We start from the raw sequence: 25185 nt of genomic DNA, 5'->3' as shown, positions 1-25185 counted from the left end.
CAGAAGGATATTGATAATAGAAATATTAACCTTTAAACACTAAATCAGAAATGAGTAACAAGAGTAATGGTCTTTACCTGGCCGCATTCCTGTTATGTCTGAATCTAAACATGCAAGCTCATGATGTTGCGGCGAATAAGAAAGGCGTAACATTAGATGATGTCATGGCTACATTGAGACAAAGGAATGGAGATGTTGTTTCTGTCTCGTCAACAAAAGCTGCTCAAAAGGCGGTGAATGAGGGCGAGAAGAAGAAAGTTGTCGGAATCGTAAAGGATGAGAATGGAGAGCCAGTAATCGGTGCAACCATCCGTCTGAAGGGTACCCAAGGAGGTGCAGTGACTGATATTGATGGTCGGTTTACGCTGATGGCTGTAGAAGGTGATGAACTTGAAATCTCCTACATAGGCTATACTACCAAGTCGGTACGTATCGGTAAGGCTGATAACTACGACATCAGTCTGTCTATGGCAAATGCAAAAGAGTTGAACGAAGTCGTTGTCACGGCTCTTGGTATTAAACGCGAACAAAAGGCTTTGAGCTATAATGTACAGCAGGTGAGCAGTGATGCGTTGGGAACCAACAAAGATGCTAACTTTATCAATTCGCTCAGTGGTAAGGTAGCCGGTGTGAATATCAATGCCAGTTCGTCTGGTGCTGGTGGCGCATCGAAGGTTGTGATGCGTGGAACACGTAGTATCGAGCAGTCAAGTAATGTCTTGTATGTTATTGACGGAGTACCAATGTTCAACCTTGGTGGGACCGGTGATGCTATCTTCGGCTCTAATGGTACGACGGAGGCAATTGCCGATATCAACCCAGAAGACATCGAGAGCATGTCTGTCTTGACGGGTGCAGCAGCCGCAGCGTTATATGGTAACCGTGCTTCTAATGGTGCTATCGTTATCACAACGAAGAAGGGAAAGAAGGGACATACGGAGTTTACCGTCAGTCAGAGTACTGAGTTCTCTTCAGCTTTCCGTCTTCCTGAGTTCCAGAACCGTTATGGCACGGGTAGTAGTATGCGTGATGCTGGTGGCGATAGTTATAGTTGGGGACGTCTCTTGAATGATGTTAACTATATGGGATATGACCCAGCAAAGGACTATCTCAAGACAGGTGTTATGACGACGGAGGCTTTCACCATCTCAACAGGTTCTGAAAAGAATCAGAGTTATTTCTCTGCCAGTGCACTGAACTCGGGTGGTATTATTCCTAATAACCGTTACAATCGTTATAATTTCACCTTCCGTAACACTTCCAGTATGCTGGGAGACAAGCTACTTTTGGATGTTGGCGCAAGTTATATCATACAGAATGACCGCAACATGACCAACCAAGGTGTGTATGCAAACCCATTAGTATCAGCTTATCTCTATCCACGTGGCAATGACTACAACGATATGGCGATGTTTGAATACTACGATACAACACGTGGTATATACACTCAGAATTGGAATAACTTGCTTAGTGAGTTTGTTGGTCAGAACCCTTATTGGATCAACTATCGTAACCTGCGTGTTAATAAGAAGTATCGCTATATGATGAATGCGGGACTTACTTATAAGGTGACAGACTGGTTGAATGTCGTAGGGCGTATCCGTATCGATAATGCAACGAATACTTTTGAGAAGAAATACTTTGCCAGTACGAACACGACAATAGCTGGTGCTAATGGTCAGTATGCCAAGATGAAGACTGATGATAAGCAGGTGTATGGTGATATAATGCTTAATGTTAACAAGCATCTCATGCAGAACAAGTTGTCATTGGTGGCTAACGTCGGTGCGTCAATCTCTGATATTAAGCAGGACCAGACCGGTCTTGATGGTCCTATAGCAGATAATCTTATTCCTAATGTATTCAATGAATACCAGGTAGATGCGGCCCGTGAGAAGCGTCTCCCTTATGGTTATCATGAACAGACAAAGTCTCTTCTTGGTAGTTTGGAGCTTGGATGGAAGAGTCAACTGTATCTTACAGTTACAGGACGTAATGACTGGCCATCTATGTTGGCAGGTCCTCATTCCAATAAGAGTTCTTTCTTCTATCCTTCAGTGGGTGGGTCATGGATTATCTCAGAGTCTGTTAAGATGCCAAAGGCTATTAACTATCTGAAAGTTCGTGGTTCTTTTGCATCTGTAGGTATTCCATTCCTTCGCAACATAGCGAACCCTAAGTATGAATGGGACAATACAACAAAGCAGTGGAAGAGCCAGACAATCTATCCAATCTATGACTTGAAGCCTGAAACAACTAACTCTTGGGAGGTTGGTTTACAAGCTCGTTTCTTCAAACACTTCAACTTGGATGCTACACTCTATTGGACAAAGACATTCAATCAGACGTTTAATCCAGACATCTCTGTGTCATCTGGTTACTCAGCCCTTTATATCCAGACTGGTAATGTGTCAAACAATGGACTTGAGTTGGCCTTAGGTTACAGCAATAATTGGGGTGGCTTCGGATGGTCAAGCAATTATACTTTAAGCTCTAACCGTAACCGTATTAATGAGTTAGTTCGTAATTACGTACATCCAGAGACTGGGGCTGTTATCAATAAAGACCGCCTCGACGTTGGAGGATTAGGTAATGCACACTTCATTCTCAAGGAGGGTGGTACCTTAGGTGACCTTTATTCATTGACAGATGTTAAGCGTGATGATAAAGGATATATCTATGTAGACAAGGACGGAAAGGTTTATCGCAACAATAATGTTGGTGACGTGAAGTTGGGTTCAGTCTTCCCTAAGGCGAATATGGCATGGCGCAACGATTTCTCTTACAAGGGTTTTAATCTTAGCGTAATGGTCAGTGCACGTTTTGGTGGTATTGTTTATTCAGCGACCCAAGCAGCGCTCGACCTTTATGGTGTGTCTGAGTCAAGTGCAAAGGCACGTGATAAGGGATATGTTGAAGTGAATGGTAATGATTATCTCACACCTGAATCATGGTACTCAACAGTAGGAGGTAGCGATGGAATCCCACAGTACTATACTTATAGTGCAACCAATGTACGCTTGCAAGAGGCAAGTCTTAGCTACACCTTCAAGAAGAACCATTTCTTTGGATTGGGTGATTTGACACTTTCAGTGACAGGTCGTAATCTATTGATGTTCTATTGTAAGGCTCCTTTTGACCCTGAGACAACAGCAACAACAAGCAACTATTATCAGGGTATAGATAAGTTCATGACACCAAGTACGAGAACTATTGGTTTCAATATCAAACTTAAATTCTAATTAAAAGTTATGAAACAAATAAGAAATATCATATTGTCAACGGTATCGGTAGGCTTGGCGATGAGCTTGGCTGGCTGTACCAATAGCTATGAGGACTATAATCAAGACCCTTATGGTGTATCGAAGAAGGAGACAGAACGTGATGCCTATTCTTTGGGTGCAGCTATGATAAACTTGCAGAGTTGGGTTGTTCCAACGGATGTCAATACTAATCAGTTCACAGAGTGTCTGTGTGGTGGTTCGTATGGCGGCTATCTTTCTGATTCAAATGCGGGTTTTGCAGGTAAGAACTTTGCACAGTATAGTCCTGAGAACGGCTGGAGTCGTGTTCTTTTCAGAGACTTCCTACCAAAGCTTTCTATCTATTTCAATGAGGTGAAGAGTGCTACAGACGAGCCTGTTCCATTAGCAGTAGCACAGATAGTAAAGGTAGCCGGTATCCATCGTGTTACTGATGCGTATGGTCCGATACCTTATTCTAAGGTGGGACAGAACGGTGAGATTACCGCTCCATACGACTCTCAAGAGGATGTCTACAAGTTAATGTTCAAGCAGTTGGACGAAGCCATTGCTACACTTACAGCCAATCGGACATTTAACTTCTCACCAAAGGCAGATAAGGTCTATGCTGGTAATGTAGAAAAGTGGATTAAGTTTGGTAATTCTCTGCGTCTTCGTTTAGCGGTTCGTATATCGAAGGCCGACCCAGCATTAGCTAAGCAAGAGGCTGAAGCATCAATAAATAATGCGGTAGGTGTGATGACCTCCAATGATGACAATGCCTTTATGACTTTGTCGAACACTAATCCTTTCGAGGTGGTGATGTATGAGTATAATGGTGGTGACTCACGTGTAGGAGCGGATATAACCACTTATATGAATGGTTATAACGACCCTCGTAGAGAAGCCATGTTCACCCAGTCGACTTTAGAAAACGCTACTAATGGTTATTATGGATTGCGTTCAGGTATTCAGATCCCTGGTGCTGAGATAGCTCATGCGTACAGTAACTATAAGGTAAAGACCGATTCAAAGCTCATGTGGATGAATGCTGCGGAGGTTGCTTTCCTACGTGCTGAGGGCGCATTGAGGAACTGGAACATGGGAGGTACGGCCAGTGATTTCTATAAGAAAGGTGTTGAACTGTCCTTCGAGCAGTGGGGTGTGAAGGGAGCAGCGGCTTATCTGGCTGACAATACCCGTACCCCTGCAGTCTACACGGACCCTGCAGGCCTCAATACATATACTGGTCCTGTATCGACAATCACTGTTGCTTGGGATGATAATGACACACCCGACCACAAGTTAGAACGTATTATTACCCAGAAGTGGATGGCTATGTTCCCACTTGGTTTGGAGGCTTGGGCAGACTATCGACGCACAGGTTACCCAATGCTGATGCCAGTGAAGGTGAACAATAGCGGCGGTGTCGTAAGTAGTGAGCGTGGTGCTCGTCGACTATCTTACCCACAGGAAGAGCGTCGTAACAACCTCGAAAACTACAACGCAGCTGTTGGTATGCTTGGTGGAGCTGATAACATGGCTACAGATGTGTGGTGGGCAAAGTAATGAATGGCTAATTAACAAGGATGAAGATGGGGCATGTCATAGATATGTTACCTATTCAACTGTTTAATAATAAAGTATAAAGATGAAAAATATCATTAAGTATATAGCATATTCAACAGTCTGTGCAGTAGCGTTGCTTATGTCAAGCTGCGATACAGACGTTGAATCTGTTGATATCAATCAGCCTGGTATTGAGCGTCAGAACCCTGAACTCTATCAGCGCTATCTTGCAAGTATTCGAGCTTACAAGGCAAGTAATCATAAGATTATGATGGTATGGTTTGATAATAGTCAGGCTGTCCCATTTACGCAGGCACAGCACATCAACGCTATCCCTGACAGTGTAGACTATGTCGTACTGACACAGCCAAGCATGATGACTGGGCAGTTGTTGCAAGAGACAGACGAAGTAAGAAATCAAAAGGGCATGAAGGTTGTGTTCCAAATAAGCTGCGATGACATCAAAGCAGCCTACGAAGCACAGAAGAAAGCGTTCATGGCAAAGAGTGAAAATACGGGTAAGAAATTCCGTGATTTCAATGGTTTCCTCGTTGATTCAGTGAATACACAGCTCCATCTTGTGGACAAGTATAACTATGATGGTGTCATCATGGGATTTAATGCGAAGCTTACACACTATCTGAACGACCAAGAGAAGGCTGAAGCTATCGCTTTAGAAAATGTCTTCTTGGGTATTTCAAAAGACTGGAAGGCACGTCATCCGAAAAAAGAGCTGATTATGATGGGTCGTCCACAGCATATCACAGACAAGAGCTTACTTGAACAAGCACGCTACCTCATCATCCCTTCACAGGATGAGAAGTCTGTCTCTGGTGTTGACTATTTGATTCGGAAGGCTGCTGTAGAGGGTGTTCCAACCGACAAGTTCATCATAATGGCCAATAATAAGTCTATTGATGAGACCGACACGAAGACGGGTTATTGGGGTAAGACATTGGCTATGTACGGTATTGCTAAGTTTGTTGCTGCAGACCACACAGGCTATACATGTGCTGGAATGGGCTTATTGAATGCGAATGTTGATTATTATAACGCCTCATTCACCTATCCGAATTTGCGCAAAGTAATCTCAACTATTAATCCAACCGTTAAAGAGTAAAGGAAATGAAGAAGCTATTTAAATATATTCCTATCCTGTTGGCTACTTGGTTGATAGTAGCTTGTCAGAACAATGATGAGGCCGACTTTAAGAATAAGGCATTCATTGATGGTAAGACTTTTACGACAGAGACTATCATAAAAGGTGCTGGTAGTATGGTGAAGTCGTTGACACTCTCCACCTCTCGTCCTGCTGAAAAGGACTTGAATGCGACTTTCAAGACAGCCCCTCAGATGGTCGATACTTATAATAAAGCTTACTATAACAAGGCTGTTCTACTGCCAGATAGCTGCTACAGTATCCTTGTGGGTGATGTAAAAATCAATCAGGGAAGTGTGAAGAGCAACGCTGCTCAGTTTGAGTTCTCTAAGCTCGGCGGTCTTGACCGCTCTACTACCTATGTCCTTCCAGTGACAGTTGAGTGCAATGATATAGAGTTGTTGCAGTCTGCTAAGAATTATTACTTCGTATTCCGTGCTGGTGCACTCATCAACGTTGTAGCTGATATGAGTAGGAATTATCTTCAAGTAGACTGGAAGACACCAGAGCTTGTCACCGATATGAAGCAGATAACGATGGAAGCACTTATCTATCCACGTGAGTTCGGTAAGCTTATTTCTACCATAATGGGCATTGAGGGCAATTTCCTTATGCGTATTGGCGATGCGGGCTTCCCTGACAATCAGATACAGATAGCCACTGGTGCGGGTAATTTCCCTGACTATGACTCTAATAAGGGACTGCAGACAAAGCGCTGGCAGCATGTGGCCATGACCTATAATGCTGATACACGTGAGGTAAAGGTGTATGTAAATGGCATCTTACAGTCGCAGGGTACGCTTCGTCTTAGGTCTGTAACCATTAAGGGTAACTCGGCTGATCGCATGTTCCTCATCGGTAAGTCTTATGATGACGCACGCTGGTTTGAAGGCGATATGGCCGAAGTTCGTGTGTGGAATGTGGTTCGTACACAGGAGGAGATAGCCACTCACTTCTATAGTGTCGACCCTAAGACACCAGGCCTTGTGGGCTATTGGAAGATGGATGATAATACGAGTCCTAACATTGTGAAAGATGCTACGGGCAATGGTAATGACGCTAAAGCAAACAAACCATTATCATGGCATAATGTTTCATTACCAGAGAAATAATCTGTTAAACGCTTAATCAAATGACATTTATGAATATGAATAAAATAAAAACCATCGCTCTTTCGATAGCTGGTATGGCTTTAGCTCTATCCTGTTCAGAGAGTATTGACGTGCCTCTTGTTGATGAAGGCGGTTATAAAACATTGGAGAATAACCTTGCTTTCATCACCGATAAGTATGGATGTAGCAATGTTGACTCTCTCGTTTTCAATGAGAATGGGACAATAGACTTCTATGTCAACCTTACACAAGCACCTAAGGCGAATGAAGATTACACATTGGTCTATGATGCCAAAGTACTTGAAGACTATAATAAAACGAAGGGTACAGCTATCGAAGCTATGCCTGAAGCACTCGTTACTATCGGTGGTACAGCTACCGTAGCAGCCGGTGTAACAAAGTCTTCTAAGGTGGCTGTTAAGTACACTACGGCCTCAGAGTTGAAGGAGAATGGCGTATATGCAATTCCTTTGAAGGTGAAGGGTGCAAGTCAAACCTCAAAGGAAAAGGGCGAGTTCATACTCTTCGTGCGTGATATCAGTAAGATGCCTAATTGCCATAAAGACAATGGCTTGCAGGTAATCAGCTGTATGGAGGTGAATGATGCGAACCCACTTCACAACCTGTGTTACACATTAAAGGAATCAAAGAAGTATGTTTTCGATCAGGTTATCCTCTTCTCTGGTAACATTAACTACAATGCTGAGATAGGAGAAGTGTATAACTATAATAATGAGAACGTACAACATCTGCTCGACTACAAGGAGAAGTACTTGAAACCTTTGCAGGAGAAAGGGATGAAAGTTATCCTTGGTATTCTTGGAAACCACGATCGCTCTGGCGTTGCCAACCTCTCTAAGGAGGGTGCTATTAAGTTTGCACAGGAGTTGAAAGCTGTTGTTGAGGCTTACGACCTCGATGGTGTCTTCTTTGATGACGAGTATTCAAGCTACGGAAGTTACCCTGGCTTTGTCACACCATCTGTTGAAGCTGCGTCTCGTTTATGCTATGAATGTAAGCGCATCATGCCTGACAAACTCATTGAGGTTTATGTCTATGGGCGCACAAGTAGCTTGACAACCATTGATGGGCATAAGCCAGGCGAGTATATCGACTATGCTCTACAGGATTACGGACGCTATGGTGACCTTTCTCCTTATTATGAAGACTTATCACCTAAGGGTATGATACAAGGTTCGTCAGAGTTTGGACAAGGCCGTATCATCTCTCTTAATACTGCACGCTCTATCAAGACAGATGGTTACGGAGGGACTATGGTATTCGGTTTGACCCCACGGAATGGCTATGTGACACGTCTGAACAATATCACACGTGCCTTCTATGGAGAGGAAACCGTACTGACGGGTAGTTATGCAAAAGATTGGTAACATACTTAAACAACGATACAATGAAACTGAAATATATCTATTCAGCCCTAATGGCGGCTGTTCTTATGCTTGGCTTCACGGCATGTAGCAGCGATGAAGATACTCCGACGACAAAGCCGGAACCAAAGGTTGAGACGGCACTTACGTTTGATACCGATACTGTGAGTGTGGGAGTAGGTGAGACAACTACGTTTAATGTGACGGCAGGAGGTGGTGATTACAAAGCTTTCTGTGAGAACCCAGATATTGCAACACTGTCTATTCAAGGCAATGCGATTACTGTCTCTGCTGTTAAAAATGGTTATACGGGTGTTGTTGTCTCTGATGCAGCGGGCAACTATAAGCGTTTAATCGTGAAGGCAATGTACAAGAAGATTCTTCTTGATAAGGAGGAAGTTAATGTAAGCATGAAGGTTGGACACACCGATGGCACTGCTGTGGTTACTGTTACGGGTGGTAATGGTGGCTATGAGGCTGTCAGTGATCATGGAGACATTGCTGAAGTGCACTCTATTGTTGATAGTGTAATAACTATCAGAGGTGTTGGCAATGGTACGGCAATGGTTACTATCAAGGACAAGATGGGGCTTACCAAGACGGTGAAGGTGACGGTTACTACAACTGATATTCCTTTCACTGAGGAGGAGAAGGCTTCAATCATGGCTTCTACTGAGCCTATCATGGTCTTTGACGACGGTAGATCACGTCAGTATGGTAGTATGAGAATTGGCCAAGAAGATGGTAAAAGGATTGCTGAGTGGAACTATAGTGATTATCTTTACCTTAAATGCTGGTTCACTGGCGACCTTACTGTTGGTATGAAGGCAGAAGGTAAGGTTGGTGTCAAGACTGATTATTGGGGCGAATCAACTACGTATGAGGGGGTAAATGTCGAGATTATCAAAGTGTCCGATACGCAGGTATGGGGACTTATGTGGCTCTTGAAGGATAATTACCTCCACTATGGTTACTTCATCCTACCAATTGATAATGATTAATTTATCGTCCCCTTCTTTGTAAAGGGACGCTAAACATGCAGACTGAAATAGTCAAGATATTTCAGTTATCACGCCCTTCTTCGTTCGAGGAAAGGCCAAGTTGGGTGTGAGAAGATGCTCTTCTGCGCTCAAGAAGGTGCCCTTCTTGCGTGTTAAAGACGCCCTTCTTGATGCAAGAAGGGCGTCTTCTTTAATGCTATGTGTAATGGGTTGATTTGTAGTGGGTTATAAAGTTGGCTGTTGGAGATGTTATACTCCTGTCTTGGAGATGATTACTTTGATGTTATGTAATGATTTTTCGTAAGCTCGTTGATACTTCCGAAATGTGAGGTAGTTGCCGCTATATAACAAGTGGAAAGGTTGGTAAATGGAGTAGAGTAGGTTTATCCCGCATGGAGAGACAGAACTGAAGGTGATAAGGGATGGTTGAAACATCACTTGAAGCGTCGGGTGAATGCTATTTATAAGTAGGGGTTGTTTGTTTACATATAAGATATAAGATAGAGGAGAAGCGTTGTTTGCGTGTTTACGTATTCTTATTTTGTCTTCTTTTCTTCTTCTTCTTTTGTTGTGTTTTTGCGTGATAACAATTGTGTAGAGGAGTAGTACGAGTGTAGAATATTGTCAAGTAAGTTGATGCGTAGCGTTGTAAGAAAGCGAGGCAGAGATAAAAGCGAATGAAAGACAGTTTGTAGTAGATACGAGGCGTATCTGTTATCATTATCTTCTTTTATAGTCTTTTTATCCTTAGATATCAGAAAAATTGTGTAAGTTTGCACTTAGTATTATAACTATAAACTATCGAGATGGAAGATTTAAAGAAAGTCTTTGCAGGCAAACTGCTCGGAATTAAAGCCATTAAGTTGCAACCTAATGACCCTTTTACGTGGGCAAGTGGTTGGAAATCACCCTTCTACTGTGATAATCGCAAGACGTTGTCGTTCCACGATGTACGTTCGTTTGTGAAGCTCGAGTTGGTACATGCCATCCTTGAAAACTTCCCAGAGGCTACGGCTGTGGCTGGTGTTGCAACGGGAGCTATCGCTCAGGGTATGCTTGTTGCCGATGAGTTGGCCTTGCCCTACGCATACGTTCGTCCGAAGCCAAAGGACCATGGCATGAAAAACCAGATTGAAGGTGAATTGCCAACAGGCTCAAAGGTGGTTGTTGTAGAAGACCTTATCTCTACAGGTGGCTCTTCTCTGAAGGCTGTAGCAGCTCTGCGTGAGGCAGGATTTGAGGTTGTGGGTATGGTAGCCTCTTATACTTACGGTTTTCCAGTAGCCGAGGAAGCCTTCCGAGAGGCTCATGTAAAGTTGGTGACCCTCACCGATTACGAGCATGTTGTTGAGAAGGCACTTGAGACAGGATATATTAAAGAAGACGAAGTCGCCATGTTGCATGATTGGCGTAAGGACCCAGCAAATTGGAAAAAGTAGTCTTTTAACATTCCGTATGGAGTAACATAATTTATTTCTTGCGGACTGTTTGTAAATGAGTGATAGTAGTGGGCGCCTTGTTAGTGCGTCCCTACCTTTATTTGTCATCTTCTCTTACAATCAGTCTTGCTATCTTATAGCCCTCCACTCTATAACTCCTCTAATAAAGATAAGTAATGACAAAGTTTGAAAGTAGTGTAAAGCAGATTCCTCACTCTCAAGAGAGTGTATATAAAACGTTGAGTGACTTGAATAATGTACAGCGTCTGAAAGAGCGTCTTCCAGAAGGTTCAACAGGCGATGCTGATATGGATAAGGTGAAAGAAAGATTACAGAATATCACCTTTGACCAGGACTCCTTGTCTGTCAATGTAGACCCTGTTGGTCAGATTTCTATGCGTATTATCGAGCGTGAGGAGCCTAAGACGATTAAGTTTGAAAGTGATAATTCGCCATTATCCTTTAATTTCTGGATTCAGATACTCCCTGTTTCAGAGTCTTCCTCAAAGATGAAACTCACGATAGATGCCGATATTCCTTTCTTTGCAAAGGGTATGGTGTCAAAGCCACTACAAGAGGGTATTGAGAAGATTGCCGATGCCTTGGCAATGATTCCGTTCGAATAATATCATTATATGTGGAGAGTAAAATTATGATGAGACGTAGTGTTCAATCTGTTATCTTACTGTTTCTTATCCTATTATCATCATGTGGTGATAGGGTGGACTATGAATACAGTAGCCGTCGTATCTTTTTTACTTTCCATAACGATACGCATCAAGACCCTATCCTTGCCTCTGCGCTCAACTCAATGTCGCCAGGAGTATATTGTATCATACGATATTCATACGTTAGTGGGCGGCATAGCTTCTCTTTTGAGAATAATCAAGGACTGCGTTCGAGCTCGCCTGTGTGGTTTGATGGTATTGATCTTAGACTGGAGAGTTGGAAGTATGTGGGACAGAACAACGGACTTATAGTGGGGTATGGTAATCTTGACGTTCCTGCTCCATTGTATGCATACGACCTACAATGTCCTAATTGCTTTCAGCCGAATGTACTTCCTTTGCGCTCTTATGAGTTGAAAATGAGTAGTGATGGCTTTGCCTTTTGTACTAACTGCCATCGAAAGTATAACCTTAATACTGGGGGTAACATCGTGAGTGGCGAGGGGGGGAAGAAACTTATCCGTTATCGTGCTAATTGTACGGGACCAACTGGCGTTTTAGGCATTAATTAGTACTGTGACTTTTATTGTCACTTTCATGGTAGCACACATGTTTTATATATGTGTGATACGTTCGTCTTTCATCGCAATTACCCCTTTTACTCGTAGCGTGCATCGATGTTGACTAACAAAGAACAAGCGCCTTTTCAACCTTAAACGATTTGTTGAGACACAGAATATGTAGGAAGTTTAGTACTATATTATATAGGTGTATTTTGATAGAGTCAAGTAGAGGAAAATCATAAATAGCGATACCAATCAACCTAATAATATCAAAAAAGCATGAAAAATTTTGTTAGTTCGAAGATTTAGCCTTATCTTTGCAAACGGTTTGCCGCAATGGTGGAATTGGTAGACACGAGGGACTTAAAATCCCTTGGCCAGTAATGGCTGTGCGGGTTCGAGTCCCGCTCGCGGCACTTTCTTCTTAAATCTCAATGCGCATGAGGCGAATAGCATATATACTCTTGTTCTCCCTGCTGTTAGTTTCTTGTGGTACTCGTAGCGGTTACTTCAAGATGGAGGGGCGTTTCTTGCACATGAATCAAGGTGAACTTTATGTTTATAGCCCAGATGGGGGTATCAATGGTTTAGATACTATCAAGATTGAGGCTGGACGTTTCTCTTATGAGAAACCTTGTAGTAAACCTTCTACACTAATTATAATCTTCCCTAATTATTCTTCGCAGCCTATCTTTGCCGAATCGGGTGAGGCAGTAGACGTAAAAGCTGATGCTTCCCACCTAAAAGAGATGGAGGTTGAGGGAACGAAGAATAATGAATTGATGACTAAGTTCCGTAAGCAGATAGCAAGTGTATCCCCTCCTGAGGAGATGAAATATGCGATAACGTTTATCAACGACCATCCAGAGTCGCCTGTGAGTGTATATCTGCTCAATCGTTACTTTATTCAAACGGAATCTCCTGACTACAGTCAGGCGGCGAAACTATTGCGGGTATTGATGAAGGAACAGCCTGAAAATACCGATTTGGGTCGTCTTCAACGGCAATTAACCGAATTAGGCTCGTTGCCAGTCGGTAGTAAGATGCCTAAGTTTATAGCCAAGGATATAAATGGAAAAGTCGTGAAAAATTCGACATTCCAAGGGAAGAATATTGTTATTATCAATACTTGGGCCGCATGGAGTTATGAGAGTCTTGACATTCAGCGTGCGTTGAGTGATGCTGTGAAGGCAGGGAAGATTGCTGCTATGGGTATCTGTATTGATGCCAATCCCAAGGAGGTAAGGCAGTCATTAGAGCGTGACGGCATAGAATTTCCTAATGTCTGTGATGGGAAGCTGCTTAATACTCCATTGCTCAAAACCTTTGGACTTAATACAGTACCAGATAATATTGTCATTCGCAACGGGAAAGTAACAGAAAGGAATATCACCGCTAATGCTATCCGTCAGCGTTATGGCACTGACTAAAAACCAATAGTGTGCTTGTAAAAACATTCTGTGCAGCTGTCAACGGAATGGAAGTCACCACCGTGACAGTCGAAGTTAGTATTACGCGTGGCGTATTGTTCCACCTTACCGGGCTGGCAGATGGCGCGGTAAAGGAAAGTCATGACCGTATTGCAGCAGCACTTCTCAATAATGGGTATAAGTTCCCTGTAGCCGATATCACCGCTAATCTCGCCCCTGCCGACCTCAAAAAAGAGGGTTCCAGCTTTGACCTCCCATTAGCAATCGCTATTCTTGCAGCTAATGAGAAGATGAGTTATGACCGTTTGCGAGAGTTCATGCTTGTGGGAGAGTTGAGTCTCGATGGAACCTTGCAACCAGTAAAAGGTGTGCTTCCTATCGCTATCAAGGCACGTGCAGAGAAATTTAAGGGTATTATCGTACCCAAAGCGAATGAGCACGAAGCCGCTGTGGTAGATACGTTAGAGGTCTACGGAATGGAGAATATATTACAAGTTATTGATTTTCTTAATGGTAGCTCCAATCCAGAACCCTGTTTCGTTGATACGCGAAAAGAATTCTATGAACATCAATATGCTTTTGATCTCGATTTTGCAGATGTTCGTGGACAGGAGAATGTAAAGCGAGCTTTAGAAGTGGCAGCCGCTGGCGGACATAATCTTATTATGGTAGGACCGCCAGGAAGTGGAAAGAGTATGATGGCAAAGCGTCTTCCTTCGATTCTTCCCCCTCTGTCTTTATCGGAGAGTTTAGAGACAACACAGATTCACTCTATTGCGGGAAAACTGAGTCGTGACACCGGATTAATAACGCAACGCCCCTTCCGTAGTCCTCACCATACTATCTCTGAAGTGGCACTCGTGGGTGGTGGTGCTAATCCAATGCCAGGCGAGATAACCCTTGCTCATAATGGAGTGCTTTTTTGTGATGAACTACCAGAATTTAATAAACATACCTTAGAGGTTCTTCGACAGCCGTTAGAAGACCGCAAGATAACTATCTCTCGTGCCAAATATACCGTTACTTATCCTTGTAGTTTTATGTTCGTAGCAAGTATGAATCCATGTCCATGTGGCTATTTTGCCGACCCTACACATCATTGTGTTTGTTCGCCAGGACAGATTCAGAAGTATCTGGCCAAGATATCAGGACCGCTGATGGACAGAATAGATATTCAGTGTGAGATAGCTCCTCTTCCCTTTAAGGATATCTCACAGGCTACACCAGGCGAACCAAGTGCTACTATTCGTGAACGGGTTATCCGTGCACGTGCTATTCAGACTGAGCGTTTCAGTAGTTATCGTCATATTCATTGTAATGCGCAGATGAATGAACGTATGATTCATGAGTATGCTGAGCCTGATGAGGCCTCCATCAAACTTCTTCGTGATGCCATGGAACGATTGAAACTATCGGCACGTGCCTACAATAGAATTTTGAAAGTGGCTCGTTCTATAGCCGACTTGGAGGCGTCGGAGACGGTGCAAGTGCAGCATATAGCTGAGGCTATTGGGTATAGGAACTTAGATAGGAGTGATTGGGCAGAACGATAATTTTTGTTTCTTATCTATTGCCAATAAGAGAATTGATAGGGAATAAGAGAAAAAATAGTATTAAGCATAAAATTAAATGATATGAAAAAGCTATTGATGTTTATGTTGTTGTTGATGAGCTTAGCTGTGTCTGCTGAGACAGGTGACTCATTGATAACAGTAGATTGGAATAGTATAAAGGCTGAGGTGGAAGCTAATCCACAGCGTGTACAGAACTTGGTTGATGAGTTTATAAACGTAGACTCTGACTTAACGATGACTGCTAAAGATCGAATCTTAGCTGTCTACGGGCGCACTTACCTCAATAATGGTAGTGACATGAGTATTGAAATTGACATGATGAAGGTTAGACATGACGGAAAGTTTGAAGAGGCAGCTACGATAGCCGACAGGGTTCTTGCTAAAAATCCGCTTAATACGAATGCACTCATTTCTAAGATCTATTATTTCAGAAAACTATCTGGTTCTGATCCCGACAAGGAATGGATGACAAGCGATAGTCTTAAAGTCTATTCTGTCCGTCTTTCGCGTATCTTGGATACCATCTTCATGACGGGTGATGGTAGTAAAGGGCATCCTTTCTCTGTCACATCCGTAGGTGATGAGTATAATTTTGTGAACTTCTTCCTTGGTATTCTCAAAATCAATGGACAGATGATGATAGAGAAGACCGACCGTCTTATCTTAGGTGATACCAGTGGAGTCTATACCTCGCCTGATATCTATTTTGATATTAAGCGTGTCCTCGAATTAGAGGCAGGATTGTTTTGATTAGATGGAAAAGAGGTAGAGTAGAAGGTATCTGAGGTCTGCATACTATTTCCTCTTTAGGTTTATGGGGCAAAAGATACTGTTGTGTCTGTAGCGTCTATGGACTTTTTGCTATGTATTTGGCGTAAAGCGATTTCTAAAAAATAAAATTTGCTGTCATTACTGTCATGCAATAGAGGCTATTAACTTGTTAATTTATAGTAAGATAGACGAAATGTTAAAAATGACAGCAAATTGATTTTAAACTTATTCAGGTAATTCTATGTAATAATTACTACTTGTCTTGTAGGTATTACAACATCCATTTCTCAGGAAGAGGAATAAGCAGGAGAGGTCAGTGATAATTATTGGTATTAGATATGGTTATCTGAGAGGTCAATAAATAAGGACAGAAACGCGTAAAGGATTTCTGTATTACTTGTTTTCATGAGAATATTCAAGATTCTATTCGGCGAAGAATGTTTTTATTGAACATTAATAGATTTTTATCCCATAAAACTTTGATATATCATTTTTTAGCATTATCTTTGCACTGAGGTAAATTAAACATTAAGGCTATAGAATTCCGACATTCATTGAATTGGTGTTGGAATTCTGTTTCTTTATATGTTTTTTGAAAAACGAATTAATTATTTAAAACAAGATATTATGGCTTATATGTCACAGGAAGGTTACGATAAGCTCGTAGCTGAGTTGCAGTATTTAGAATCTGTTGAACGTCCCAAGGCATCAGCTGCTATTGCTGAAGCAGCCGATAAGGGCGATTTGAGTGAGAATTCAGAGTATGATGCTGCTAAAGAGGCGCAGCGTCATCTTGAGGCACGTATTGCTGAGATGAAGATGACCGTGGCACAAGCAAAGATTGTGGATTTGTCACGTTTGAGTACTGACGCTGTGCAGATTATGTCTACTGTTGAGATGACTAACGTGAAGACAAACGCTAAGATGAAATACACGATCGTTAGTGAGACGGAAGCTAATCTGAAACAGAACAAGATTTCTATCAAGACTCCTATTGCACAAGGACTGTTGAATAAGAAAGTGGGCGACGAGGTTGAAATCACAATCCCTCGTGGTACGATTGTATTGCGCATAGACAAGATATCAATTGATGCTTAAGAACTAAACAAGAGGAGGTTAGTATGACAATATTTAGTAAGATTGCTGCTGGGGAGATTCCCAGTTATAAGTGTGCAGAGAATGAGCAGTTTTATGCGTTTCTTGATATTGACCCAGTAACAAAGGGGCATACACTTGTTGTGCCTCGTAAGGAGGTTGATTATATCTTTGATATGGATGATGATGAGCTTGCTGCCTTTGAATTGTTTGCAAAGAAGGTGGCACGTGCTATAAAGACAGTCTTTCCATGTAAGAAGGTAGCACAGGTCGTGTTGGGATTAGAGGTTAATCATGCACATATCCACCTCTTGCCAATGAACAGTGAGGCTGATGTTGATTTTAAGCATCACGTACAAGTTGAGGCTGAGGAGCAGAAGGAGATTGCTGAAAAGATTTTCAAAGCTTTTCAGGAATTGGAATAACACTTGGCTTTTCTGGAATAAGATATTATCAAGATGGGGATATACAGTCATTGCATATCCCCGTTTATTATTTTCCTTAATATAAGGAAGCTTCGCTTAGCAAAGTAATCCCACTTTTACCCAATTTGTTACTCCCCTCCTTTGGAGGGGTTGGGGGAGTTTTTTATTTATACAAACTCATTCCCTTTCTTTATCTGTACTTCATTTACATATTTCCTTACCAATGCTGAGGAATCTTCTTTCTTGCAGATAAGTAATACGTTATCTTTCTCTGCAATGATATAGCCATCAAGGCCGTTGATGACACCTAATTTGTCTTTGGAGAGTTTTATGATATTATTGGTAGCGTCTTCAAGGATAACATCAGAGTCTATGATGACATTATCCCCCTCTCGCTTGCTTAGTGACTCATAGACACCATGCCACGTACCAAGGTCTGCCCATCCGAAATCGCATTTCATAACATAAACATTATCAGACTTCTCAAGAATACCATGATCTAAAGATATGTTTGGATAGCGTGGGAAGTTCTCACGTATGAAAGCTTCCTCTTCTTCAATTGTAGTAATCTTCTCTCCGCTCTCCTCATCACGAATGACGGATGGAAGAAAACCATAAAGGCACTGGCGTAAGTAGTTGGTGTTAGAAAGGAACAGACCTGTGTTCCAGCACCATTCTTTACTATCCATGAACATCTGTGCAAATTGTCGGTCGGGCTTCTCTGTAAAAGCCTGCACCTTATATATGTCACCAGTTCCTGTGTAGACACCCTTTTGGATATACCCATAACCTGGCTCTGGTCGGGTAGGGCTAACGCCCATGGTTAATATAGCGTCGTTGTTCTCAACAAACTGTAGTCCATCGGTAATATTACGAAAGAAAGCATTGTCGTTAATAATCGTCTGGTCAGAGGGAGATACAATGATGTTAGCTTTGGGATCGAACATCATGATACGATGTACTGCCCACGCAACGCTTGGTGCAGTATTACGGTGTATCGGCTCTGCCATGATACGGTCGGATGATACCTCTGGCAATTGTTCTCTAATCAAGTCGAGATAATCGCAACTTGTATTGATATAAATATTCTCTTTAGGAAGAACTTGAGCGAATCGAACGAAGGTTTGTTGAAGTTGAGTACGACCCACACCAAAGAAATCTATAAATTGCTTTGGGTGTTTATCTCTACTGCACGGCCATAGTCTTCGTCCCTTGCCACCGGCAAGAATCACGCAATAGTTGTTTTGTTTCGTAGTCATTATTTATTTAAGCTAACCAACATTTGTTTCCTCAAAGGTACCTTATATAACTCATACCTCCAAATCTTTTGATGTTAAATACCGCAAATACTAACGAATCACCGTATTGTCATTAAATAATCCCTCAAAAATTTGCCACATTCAGATTTTCTCTCTACCTTTGCACTCGTTGTTCAGACAACAGCCATGCCCAGATGGCGGAATAGGTAGACGCGCTGGTCTCAAACACCAGTGGGGCAACCCATCCCGGTTCGAGCCCGGGTCTGGGTACCACAAATCCCTTGTGAATCGATGATTTGCAAGGGATTTTTTATTTTATAAGGGATGCTTAAAGTTTTGTTCGATGTTAATGAATAGACGTTGGAATTGTTGAGTAGAGTTATGGGGATTATGGATACGCTTCTTTTTTGTGCGCCACAATCGGTTGCTGGGCCTTCATTTTACACAAACGGGAGGTGAGGTGGTGGAAAAGGTGGGCCACAAGTTTGGGGTGAGAGGGAGCAAGGTCATGATTTTCGGAGAGGTCGGTTGAGAGGTCATAAAGCTCTTTATTCCCTGTAAGATACGAATAGATTAGTTTCCACTTTCCCTCACGAATAGCACAGTTGAGGCTGATGCCCAGTCCTTCACCATCCCATATATTAGGGTAGTTCCACACCAGTTGACGTTTCTCAAAGCCCTGTTGCCTACTACGAAGTATCGGTGTAATATCTTTCCCATCAATAGTCTGTGGCACATGATAGTGCTTGATTCCCGCCATAGAGAGCAGGGTAGGGTAAAGGTCCTCGATGATTATCGGAGTATGTGAACGTGAGTTGGGCTTTACTACGTGGTTCCATTTCACAATGAAAGGCACTCTTATCCCTCCTTCATATAGTGACCCTTTACCGCTCTTGAGTGGTGCATTCTGTGTGTAAAGCTCCCCGTCTCTCCAATAGGACGATGAGGCAAGTCCTCCGTTATCACTCATAAAGATGATAATCGTCTCTCGCTTGAGTCCAGCCTGCGCCACCCAGTACATGAGGTCGCCCAAACTTTTATCCATTCCAGCAATCAACGAGGCGTAGGCAGCCTCCTTCTCCGATAGTCCACGTGCACGATAGGTGGGATAGAAACGCATATCTCGGTCGATGGGAACGTGTACGGCATAATGAGACATATATAGATAGAACGGCTGGTCATACTTTTTCGCCTTCTCCAAAGCCGCTATCGCCTCCCGTGTAAGGGCTTCAGTCGCAAAGATGCCAGTCCCCCAATAACGTTCCAAGCCTGGTATTGCGAAGGGAGATGTGGGCTTTCCATCCTTAGTAAAGCCATAGTTACGCTCGCTTAGATAGGTTGCTAAGCCACCAGCAGCAGTACCAGTTATGTTTGTATCAAAGCCAAAGTGGCAGGGATTCTCACCTGGAGTATCAATCGCACCCCAGTGTGCTTTCCCACAGTGTATGGTGTGATAGCCCGCATTCTTTAGTAGTTGTACAAAGGAAATCGCCTTTGCTGTATGCCCCACATTACCACTCTGTGCAATACCATTGTAATTCCAATCAGGTAGTGTGACCCCATCTCGCTTCCCATCTGTCATCTGATCGCGATGTAAGGTCCAATTCGTTACCCGATGCCGTGCCATATTCATGCCAGTCATCAAGCTACATCTTGAGGGCGAACTGATAGGTGTTGCGTACGCATCTGTGAACATCATCCCCTCTGCAGCAAGTCTTTCCATATTCGGGGTGTCGTATTTTCGATTATTAGCAGTAATCGAATCGGCAAAAGGAAGGGACGTATCCTGCCATCCCATATCGTCAACCATAAAGAAGATAATATTAGGCTGCGACTTAACTTGTTGTGCTTTAGCTGGAAGGAGAGCCCCTATTGACATCAACGAAGCCGTTACGAACAGGGGAGAAGGGCGTCTCGTGAAATGGAAGAGATAGATATTCTTCATTGTTGATAATTATTGCTTGGGTTCTTAGTCATGCCACAAAGTTAAAAGAAAGTAGGTAACAACAACATAATTTTACGATGTTATTAAAAAATATAAGACTTTTACGTCCTATTCAGAATAATTTTCTATCTTTGCACGTGGTCTTTATTTCACATTTTCAAGTTATTACCAATAGGCAGTATAACGATTTCTATCTATTTTATCTTCAGATGGTAAGCTATTTAAAAACAATCCGTTCGCTGGTTACAGTACTTCTTTTCACGTACTGTACGACTTATGCTCAGGCACAACAATGGGATGACAAGATTCTTATCTCACAATGTGACGAACAATACACATTGACTTTTGATGGTGATAAACCTATTGTAAAGAACATAGAGAAAATCACTTATCAGTCTAATTCAGTGACGAAAGTAATGCCAGAAACCACTGTCTTCTATGGAGAATTTATCTCTTTGGATAATATCTCGGGGCATGGTCAGAAGCAATATACGAATGTCACTCCTGAAAATGTGTTCTACGACGATACGAAGGCATGCACCCTTCAAGGTGAGATAAGTAAGAAAGGCAAAACAAGCAGTGCTTCCTTTGAGCGTACGTTTAAGGATATTAAGTATTTCACACGTGTTTATTTGCTCGAGGACTATTTCATTCAGCACAAGACACTGACCATCACTATTCCTAAGAAGTTGGCTGGCTATCGGCTTAAAGAGATGAACTTTGAGGGCTATAACATACAGGTAACACATGAGTCAACGCCTACGGATGAGGTTTACCGCTATACTATGGCCAACTGCAATCGCATGAAAGAGGATCCGCAAATGCCTCCTTCTTCAAGTGTCTATCCTTATCTTTTAATTATCGGTCCCTTTGCTGATGTCAACGACTTGTACACCTGGTCGATGAAAATGGCTGACGTGGATTGCAATATACCTAATCTTCAGTCGCTCTTAGCCGAGATTAATAAAACAAGTAAGACTCCCGAAGACCGCATAAGCAACACTTATCGATGGGTGCAAGACAACATTAGATACATAGCCTACGAAGCCGGAATAGCCGGACATCGCCCAGATACACCTGCCGAGGTGCTCCGTAAGCGTTATGGTGATTGTAAGGGTATGGCGTTATTGCTCACTACCTTACTTAAAGCACAGGGTTTCGATGCTCGTTGGACAGATATAGGAACGGAGGAGATACCCTTTAAGATGAGTGATGTCCCTACTCTTGCAAGTGCCGATCACGTGATTTGTACGCTCTTATATAAAGGTAAGACTTACTTTATTGATGCTACTTGCAAGCACATCCCATACACTTATACACCGCAAGGAATACAAGGTTCACAGGCAATGATTGCCAATGGCGACCGCCCAAGACTTGAGATTGTGCCCGTCAGAAAGCCTGATGAGTCTATTGATAGCCTCTCTTACAATTATCAGCTACAAGGAGATGCGCTTGTGGGAACGGCTACCTATATGACTCGAGGCGATATGAAGGAATGGTTTATGACGGTTTCTGACAAGGCTGGGAGCAAACATAACGATGATTTACTTGCCAATAACCTTAATTCTGACACGCATAATATGACGGTGTCTGACGTGAAATGGGTGGATGATGATCCTCGCCACGAATGGGGAAAGTTTACTGGTAACGTCGTTAATAAGCCTGCTGTGCAACAGGCTGATGGAGAGTTATATATCGAAATGAGCCCACATAATAATCTCTTCGATGCTCGCATAGATACGACACAACGTACACATGATTTCTATTTACCAGTTCGATGCAATGTAGTTAGGCAAGCTGTGCTAACCATTCCTGCTGGCTATCGTGTAGATTACTTACCTTCTTCAGCTACCTTTAATACTCCAGAGGGTACGTTCACCTGCCAATTTGTGCAGAATGGGAACGTTATCACTTTCCGTCAAAAGATGCAAATAAACAAAAGGCAAATCCCATTAAAGAACATACCACAGTGGAATGATGCGCTAAGGAAGTGGACGGATGCTTGTAACGAGCAAGTTGTCTTGAAGCGAAGATAGCCTTTTCTTCGTTCGTTTTAACTGCTATTAATTATTTTCAATACATATAATTATGAAAAAGCTAATCACATTGCTACTCCTCACCATCATAGCTCTTCCTATGATGGCATTCGATGATGAGGACTATCAAAAGTTTGCACGTGAAGTGAAAGCGGAGGTCTGGAAGAAGGATCTCCCACAATTCAACAATCGTACAGTACCGGCAAAGTATAATAAAGAGTCGGCTGTTGTCTTGGCGAGATATGAGGAGGTTGGAGTCGACTATAGCAACCGCTTCAGTGCGCTTAGCCTTGGTAAGGTGAAGCAATGTACGGGTACTCACCTCGTCCGTAACCTTGTGAAGATTAATGATAAGGCTGCTTTGGACAAGTTCTCTACCTTTGAGTTCCGCACATACGACTATTCTCTCAATAATGGACTATGGCGTAACGACCGCCGAACAGTACTCGGTGTACGTGTTATCAAGCCCAATGGAACGATTAAGGAAGTAGAAGAGAAGGATTATCAAGACGATAACGAAGGGAAGAAAGGAGAAGAGAAACATGCAAAGCTTGCCGTTCCTAATCTGCAAGTAGGCGACATGATTGACTACTTCTACTATGACTATGACAAGTTAAGAGAGGAGAATATTGACCCAATAGTGTTCTTCTTTGGTGGTCAATATCCTATCCTTGATTATCAGGTTCATTGCTCTATTGATAAGGACTTATGCACTCAGTACCGCACAATGAATGGTGCTCCTGATTTCAAGCAAGGCGCTGACAAGGATGCTGTTGTTCTTGATGTTCGTGAGAAGAATATCGATAAGACTATGCCTGATTACGCTTACAATCCATTGGCGCAGACACCTTATACAATGTTATTCATCAATGCGGACGTAGTTTTAGAGTACATTCCAAAGAGTATGAAGACCAAAGGTTTGCAGGCAAACCCCGATGCGAAGGTCATTCAAGAGGACGCTTGGACACTCTGGGATGTGACTACTAGCAAGTGGACATTCTATAAGATGTTCAACAAAGTGATTGATGAAGCGAAGAAAATCAGCGATCCAACAGAGAGAGCAAACTATGTCTACAACTTCGCTATGTTGAACACCTTGGTGCATAATAATCCTTATTTCTCCTACAGGAACTTTGGTTCTGTATTCGCATTCCTACTTGATAAGCTCAAAGTACCATACTCACGTTTGTTGGTAACTAACCGCATGACCGAACCTATTGGGCAGTTGGCGAATATCTGGAACGTAACAGATGGATTCATGTTGAGTAATGGTCAGTGTTATTTCCCTCTAAGTACTCGATACGTCACTACGGCTAATACCATCCCTTCTATCTATCAGAACCGAGACGCTGTGGCTACTGATGCGAAGAAGAAATTCCAAAATGGACCTTTTAGAAACGTGACTATCCCTGGCAGCCAGGCGAAGGATAACACAGAGAAGGTGGATATTGATGCTACTATCGATGGTATCTTGCTGAACATCAAACGCCAAGATGCAACCACAGGATGCGACAAAGAAGGTAACATCATGGACTATACTTCAGCTGAGCAGATGGCTCAGGCATGGGGTGCTGACTATGGCGTAACAAAGTTCGCACAGCTTTATGACAAGGGATTAAACGTTGCTGACCAGCGAGCAGCAGAACGTGCAGAGCAAGATAAAAAGTCTATTGCTGATAACTTCAGCGATGAGATTAAGGGATATCACGACCGTGCAGCAGTGAAAGTGAATGACACTAAGGTGCTCTCATGCGGTGAGAAGGATAAACCCTTTACTTATCTTGTAGATTACCAGATGGATGGTCTGGTTAAGAAAGCCGGTCGAAACCTTGTAGTCTCTGTCGGTCAGCTTGTCGGTCAACAGGTTCATATAGAGGGAGCAGAGCGTCAGCGCAATGTAGATATTATCTATCCTTACCCAAGAACCTACTCCGTTACAGTACGTCTGACCATTCCTGATGGTTATACAGTATCTCCCGAAAGCTTGCAGAAACTCAATTCTAATGTAGATAATAGTGCAATATCCTTTACTTCAAAGGCTTCTGTCGAGGATGGTAAACTATTAATGACTTTCGAGAAGGTGTATAAGCAGTACCGAGTGCCTGTTTCTCAGTGGTCAGACGTGTTATCTGCTCTTGATAAAGCATACGATTTCAATAGCTTACAAGTTATTTTGAAGAAGTAATCCAAACTCTCTCACGCTTCTCATAGAACCCTTCCCAGTCTCTCTGAAGGGGAAGGAGATTCTAACGAATGTTAGCTTGAAAGAGGAGAATGAAACCTTAATATGGCGGACAGATACTCAAATCTGGCCGCCTTTTTGTTGTCTCTTCTACCTTACAATACGCTATATAAAATATTTCCAAAGAGCCAATACACCTCTTTTTCAATAAAGTCTTGCTGATAGAGGGAAATGTAAGGCACCCCTCTCCCTCGTTCCGTTTTCTCAAGTAGATTCATAAGCAGTTGTTGAGTAATCTACAAATCGGCTTGGAGAAAGGCGTAGACATCC

At 42.6% G+C, this 25185-nt stretch carries 18 protein-coding genes and 2 tRNA genes; 18 read left to right on the top strand and 2 right to left on the bottom strand.

The features are described 5' to 3' along the window. The first annotated feature begins 50 nt into the window (after positions 1–50). The 15 genes from HMPREF0666_RS11945 to HMPREF0666_RS11870 all read left to right on the top strand — a co-directional run bounded on the left by HMPREF0666_RS11945 (position 51) and on the right by HMPREF0666_RS11870 (position 17433). Positions 51–3242: a SusC/RagA family TonB-linked outer membrane protein gene (locus HMPREF0666_RS11945; RefSeq protein ID WP_009012621.1), complete on the top strand. Its 3192-nt coding sequence runs from the start codon at positions 51–53 to the stop codon at positions 3240–3242. A 9-nt stretch (positions 3243–3251) separates the two neighbouring features. Further along, positions 3252–4811 carry a RagB/SusD family nutrient uptake outer membrane protein gene (locus HMPREF0666_RS11940; protein WP_009012620.1) on the top strand — a complete coding sequence of 520 codons (1560 nt, stop codon included), beginning with the start codon at positions 3252–3254 and terminating at the stop codon, positions 4809–4811. A gap of 82 nt (positions 4812–4893) precedes the next feature. Next, complete coding sequence (locus tag HMPREF0666_RS11935) at positions 4894–5931, top strand: glycoside hydrolase family 18 (RefSeq protein ID WP_009012619.1); 1038 nt, start codon at positions 4894–4896, stop codon at positions 5929–5931. 5 nt (positions 5932–5936) lie between these two features. Further along, complete coding sequence (locus HMPREF0666_RS11930; RefSeq protein ID WP_009012618.1) at positions 5937–7082, top strand: DUF1735 and LamG domain-containing protein; 1146 nt, start codon at positions 5937–5939, stop codon at positions 7080–7082. Between the two features lie 29 nt (positions 7083–7111). Beyond that, positions 7112–8470, top strand: coding sequence for a BT_3987 domain-containing protein (locus HMPREF0666_RS11925; protein WP_083822548.1), 1359 nt, complete (start codon positions 7112–7114; stop codon positions 8468–8470). A gap of 20 nt (positions 8471–8490) precedes the next feature. Beyond that, positions 8491–9468 (top strand): hypothetical protein, encoded by a 978-nt coding sequence (locus HMPREF0666_RS11920; RefSeq protein ID WP_009012616.1) that lies wholly within the window; start codon positions 8491–8493, stop codon positions 9466–9468. A gap of 806 nt (positions 9469–10274) precedes the next feature. Continuing rightward, complete coding sequence (pyrE, locus tag HMPREF0666_RS11910; protein WP_009012614.1) at positions 10275–10907, top strand: orotate phosphoribosyltransferase; 633 nt, start codon at positions 10275–10277, stop codon at positions 10905–10907. A 176-nt stretch (positions 10908–11083) separates the two neighbouring features. Next, positions 11084–11533, top strand: a complete 450-nt coding sequence (locus HMPREF0666_RS11905; protein WP_009012613.1) for an SRPBCC family protein — start codon at positions 11084–11086, stop codon at positions 11531–11533. A 29-nt stretch (positions 11534–11562) separates the two neighbouring features. After that, positions 11563–12147 (top strand): hypothetical protein, encoded by a 585-nt coding sequence (locus HMPREF0666_RS11900; RefSeq protein ID WP_009012612.1) that lies wholly within the window; start codon positions 11563–11565, stop codon positions 12145–12147. A gap of 321 nt (positions 12148–12468) precedes the next feature. Next, a tRNA-Leu gene (locus tag HMPREF0666_RS11895) sits at positions 12469–12554 on the top strand. 18 nt (positions 12555–12572) lie between these two features. Further along, positions 12573–13568, top strand: a complete 996-nt coding sequence (locus HMPREF0666_RS11890) for a TlpA disulfide reductase family protein (RefSeq protein ID WP_042856326.1) — start codon at positions 12573–12575, stop codon at positions 13566–13568. Positions 13569–13579: 11 nt separating this feature from the next. Beyond that, complete coding sequence (locus tag HMPREF0666_RS11885) at positions 13580–15121, top strand: YifB family Mg chelatase-like AAA ATPase (protein WP_009012610.1); 1542 nt, start codon at positions 13580–13582, stop codon at positions 15119–15121. An 81-nt stretch (positions 15122–15202) separates the two neighbouring features. Further along, positions 15203–15892, top strand: a complete 690-nt coding sequence (locus tag HMPREF0666_RS11880) for a DUF4919 domain-containing protein (protein WP_009012609.1) — start codon at positions 15203–15205, stop codon at positions 15890–15892. 648 nt (positions 15893–16540) lie between these two features. Beyond that, complete coding sequence (gene greA, locus HMPREF0666_RS11875; RefSeq protein WP_009012608.1) at positions 16541–17011, top strand: transcription elongation factor GreA; 471 nt, start codon at positions 16541–16543, stop codon at positions 17009–17011. 23 nt (positions 17012–17034) lie between these two features. Beyond that, complete coding sequence (locus HMPREF0666_RS11870) at positions 17035–17433, top strand: HIT family protein (protein WP_009012607.1); 399 nt, start codon at positions 17035–17037, stop codon at positions 17431–17433. Positions 17434–17600: 167 nt separating this feature from the next. On the opposite strand, the gene HMPREF0666_RS11865 is transcribed toward HMPREF0666_RS11870, so the two are convergent. Continuing rightward, positions 17601–18692 carry a mannose-1-phosphate guanylyltransferase gene (locus HMPREF0666_RS11865; protein ID WP_009012606.1) on the bottom strand — a complete coding sequence of 364 codons (1092 nt, stop codon included), beginning with the start codon at positions 18690–18692 and terminating at the stop codon, positions 17601–17603. A 188-nt stretch (positions 18693–18880) separates the two neighbouring features. Here HMPREF0666_RS11865 and HMPREF0666_RS11860 point away from each other — a divergent pair. Then, a tRNA-Leu gene (locus HMPREF0666_RS11860) sits at positions 18881–18965 on the top strand. 115 nt (positions 18966–19080) lie between these two features. Here HMPREF0666_RS11860 and HMPREF0666_RS11855 read toward each other — a convergent pair. Next, positions 19081–20637: a sulfatase gene (locus HMPREF0666_RS11855; RefSeq protein WP_009012605.1), complete on the bottom strand. Its 1557-nt coding sequence runs from the start codon at positions 20635–20637 to the stop codon at positions 19081–19083. Positions 20638–20846: 209 nt separating this feature from the next. Here HMPREF0666_RS11855 and HMPREF0666_RS11850 point away from each other — a divergent pair, with 209 nt between their 5' ends. Then, the gene (locus HMPREF0666_RS11850; protein WP_042856325.1) at positions 20847–22673 is read left to right on the top strand and encodes a transglutaminase domain-containing protein; all 1827 of its coding nucleotides are present in this window, start codon (positions 20847–20849) and stop codon (positions 22671–22673) included. 52 nt (positions 22674–22725) lie between these two features. Beyond that, a complete protein-coding gene (locus HMPREF0666_RS11845) occupies positions 22726–24858 on the top strand; it encodes a DUF3857 domain-containing protein (RefSeq protein WP_009012603.1) in 2133 nt (710 codons plus the stop codon). The last annotated feature ends 327 nt before the right edge of the window (positions 24859–25185 follow it).

It is taken from the genome of Prevotella sp. C561 (genome assembly GCF_000224595.1).
GTDB lineage: Bacteria > Bacteroidota > Bacteroidia > Bacteroidales > Bacteroidaceae > Prevotella > Prevotella jejuni.
This window is presented reverse-complemented; position numbering and strand designations above follow the sequence as displayed.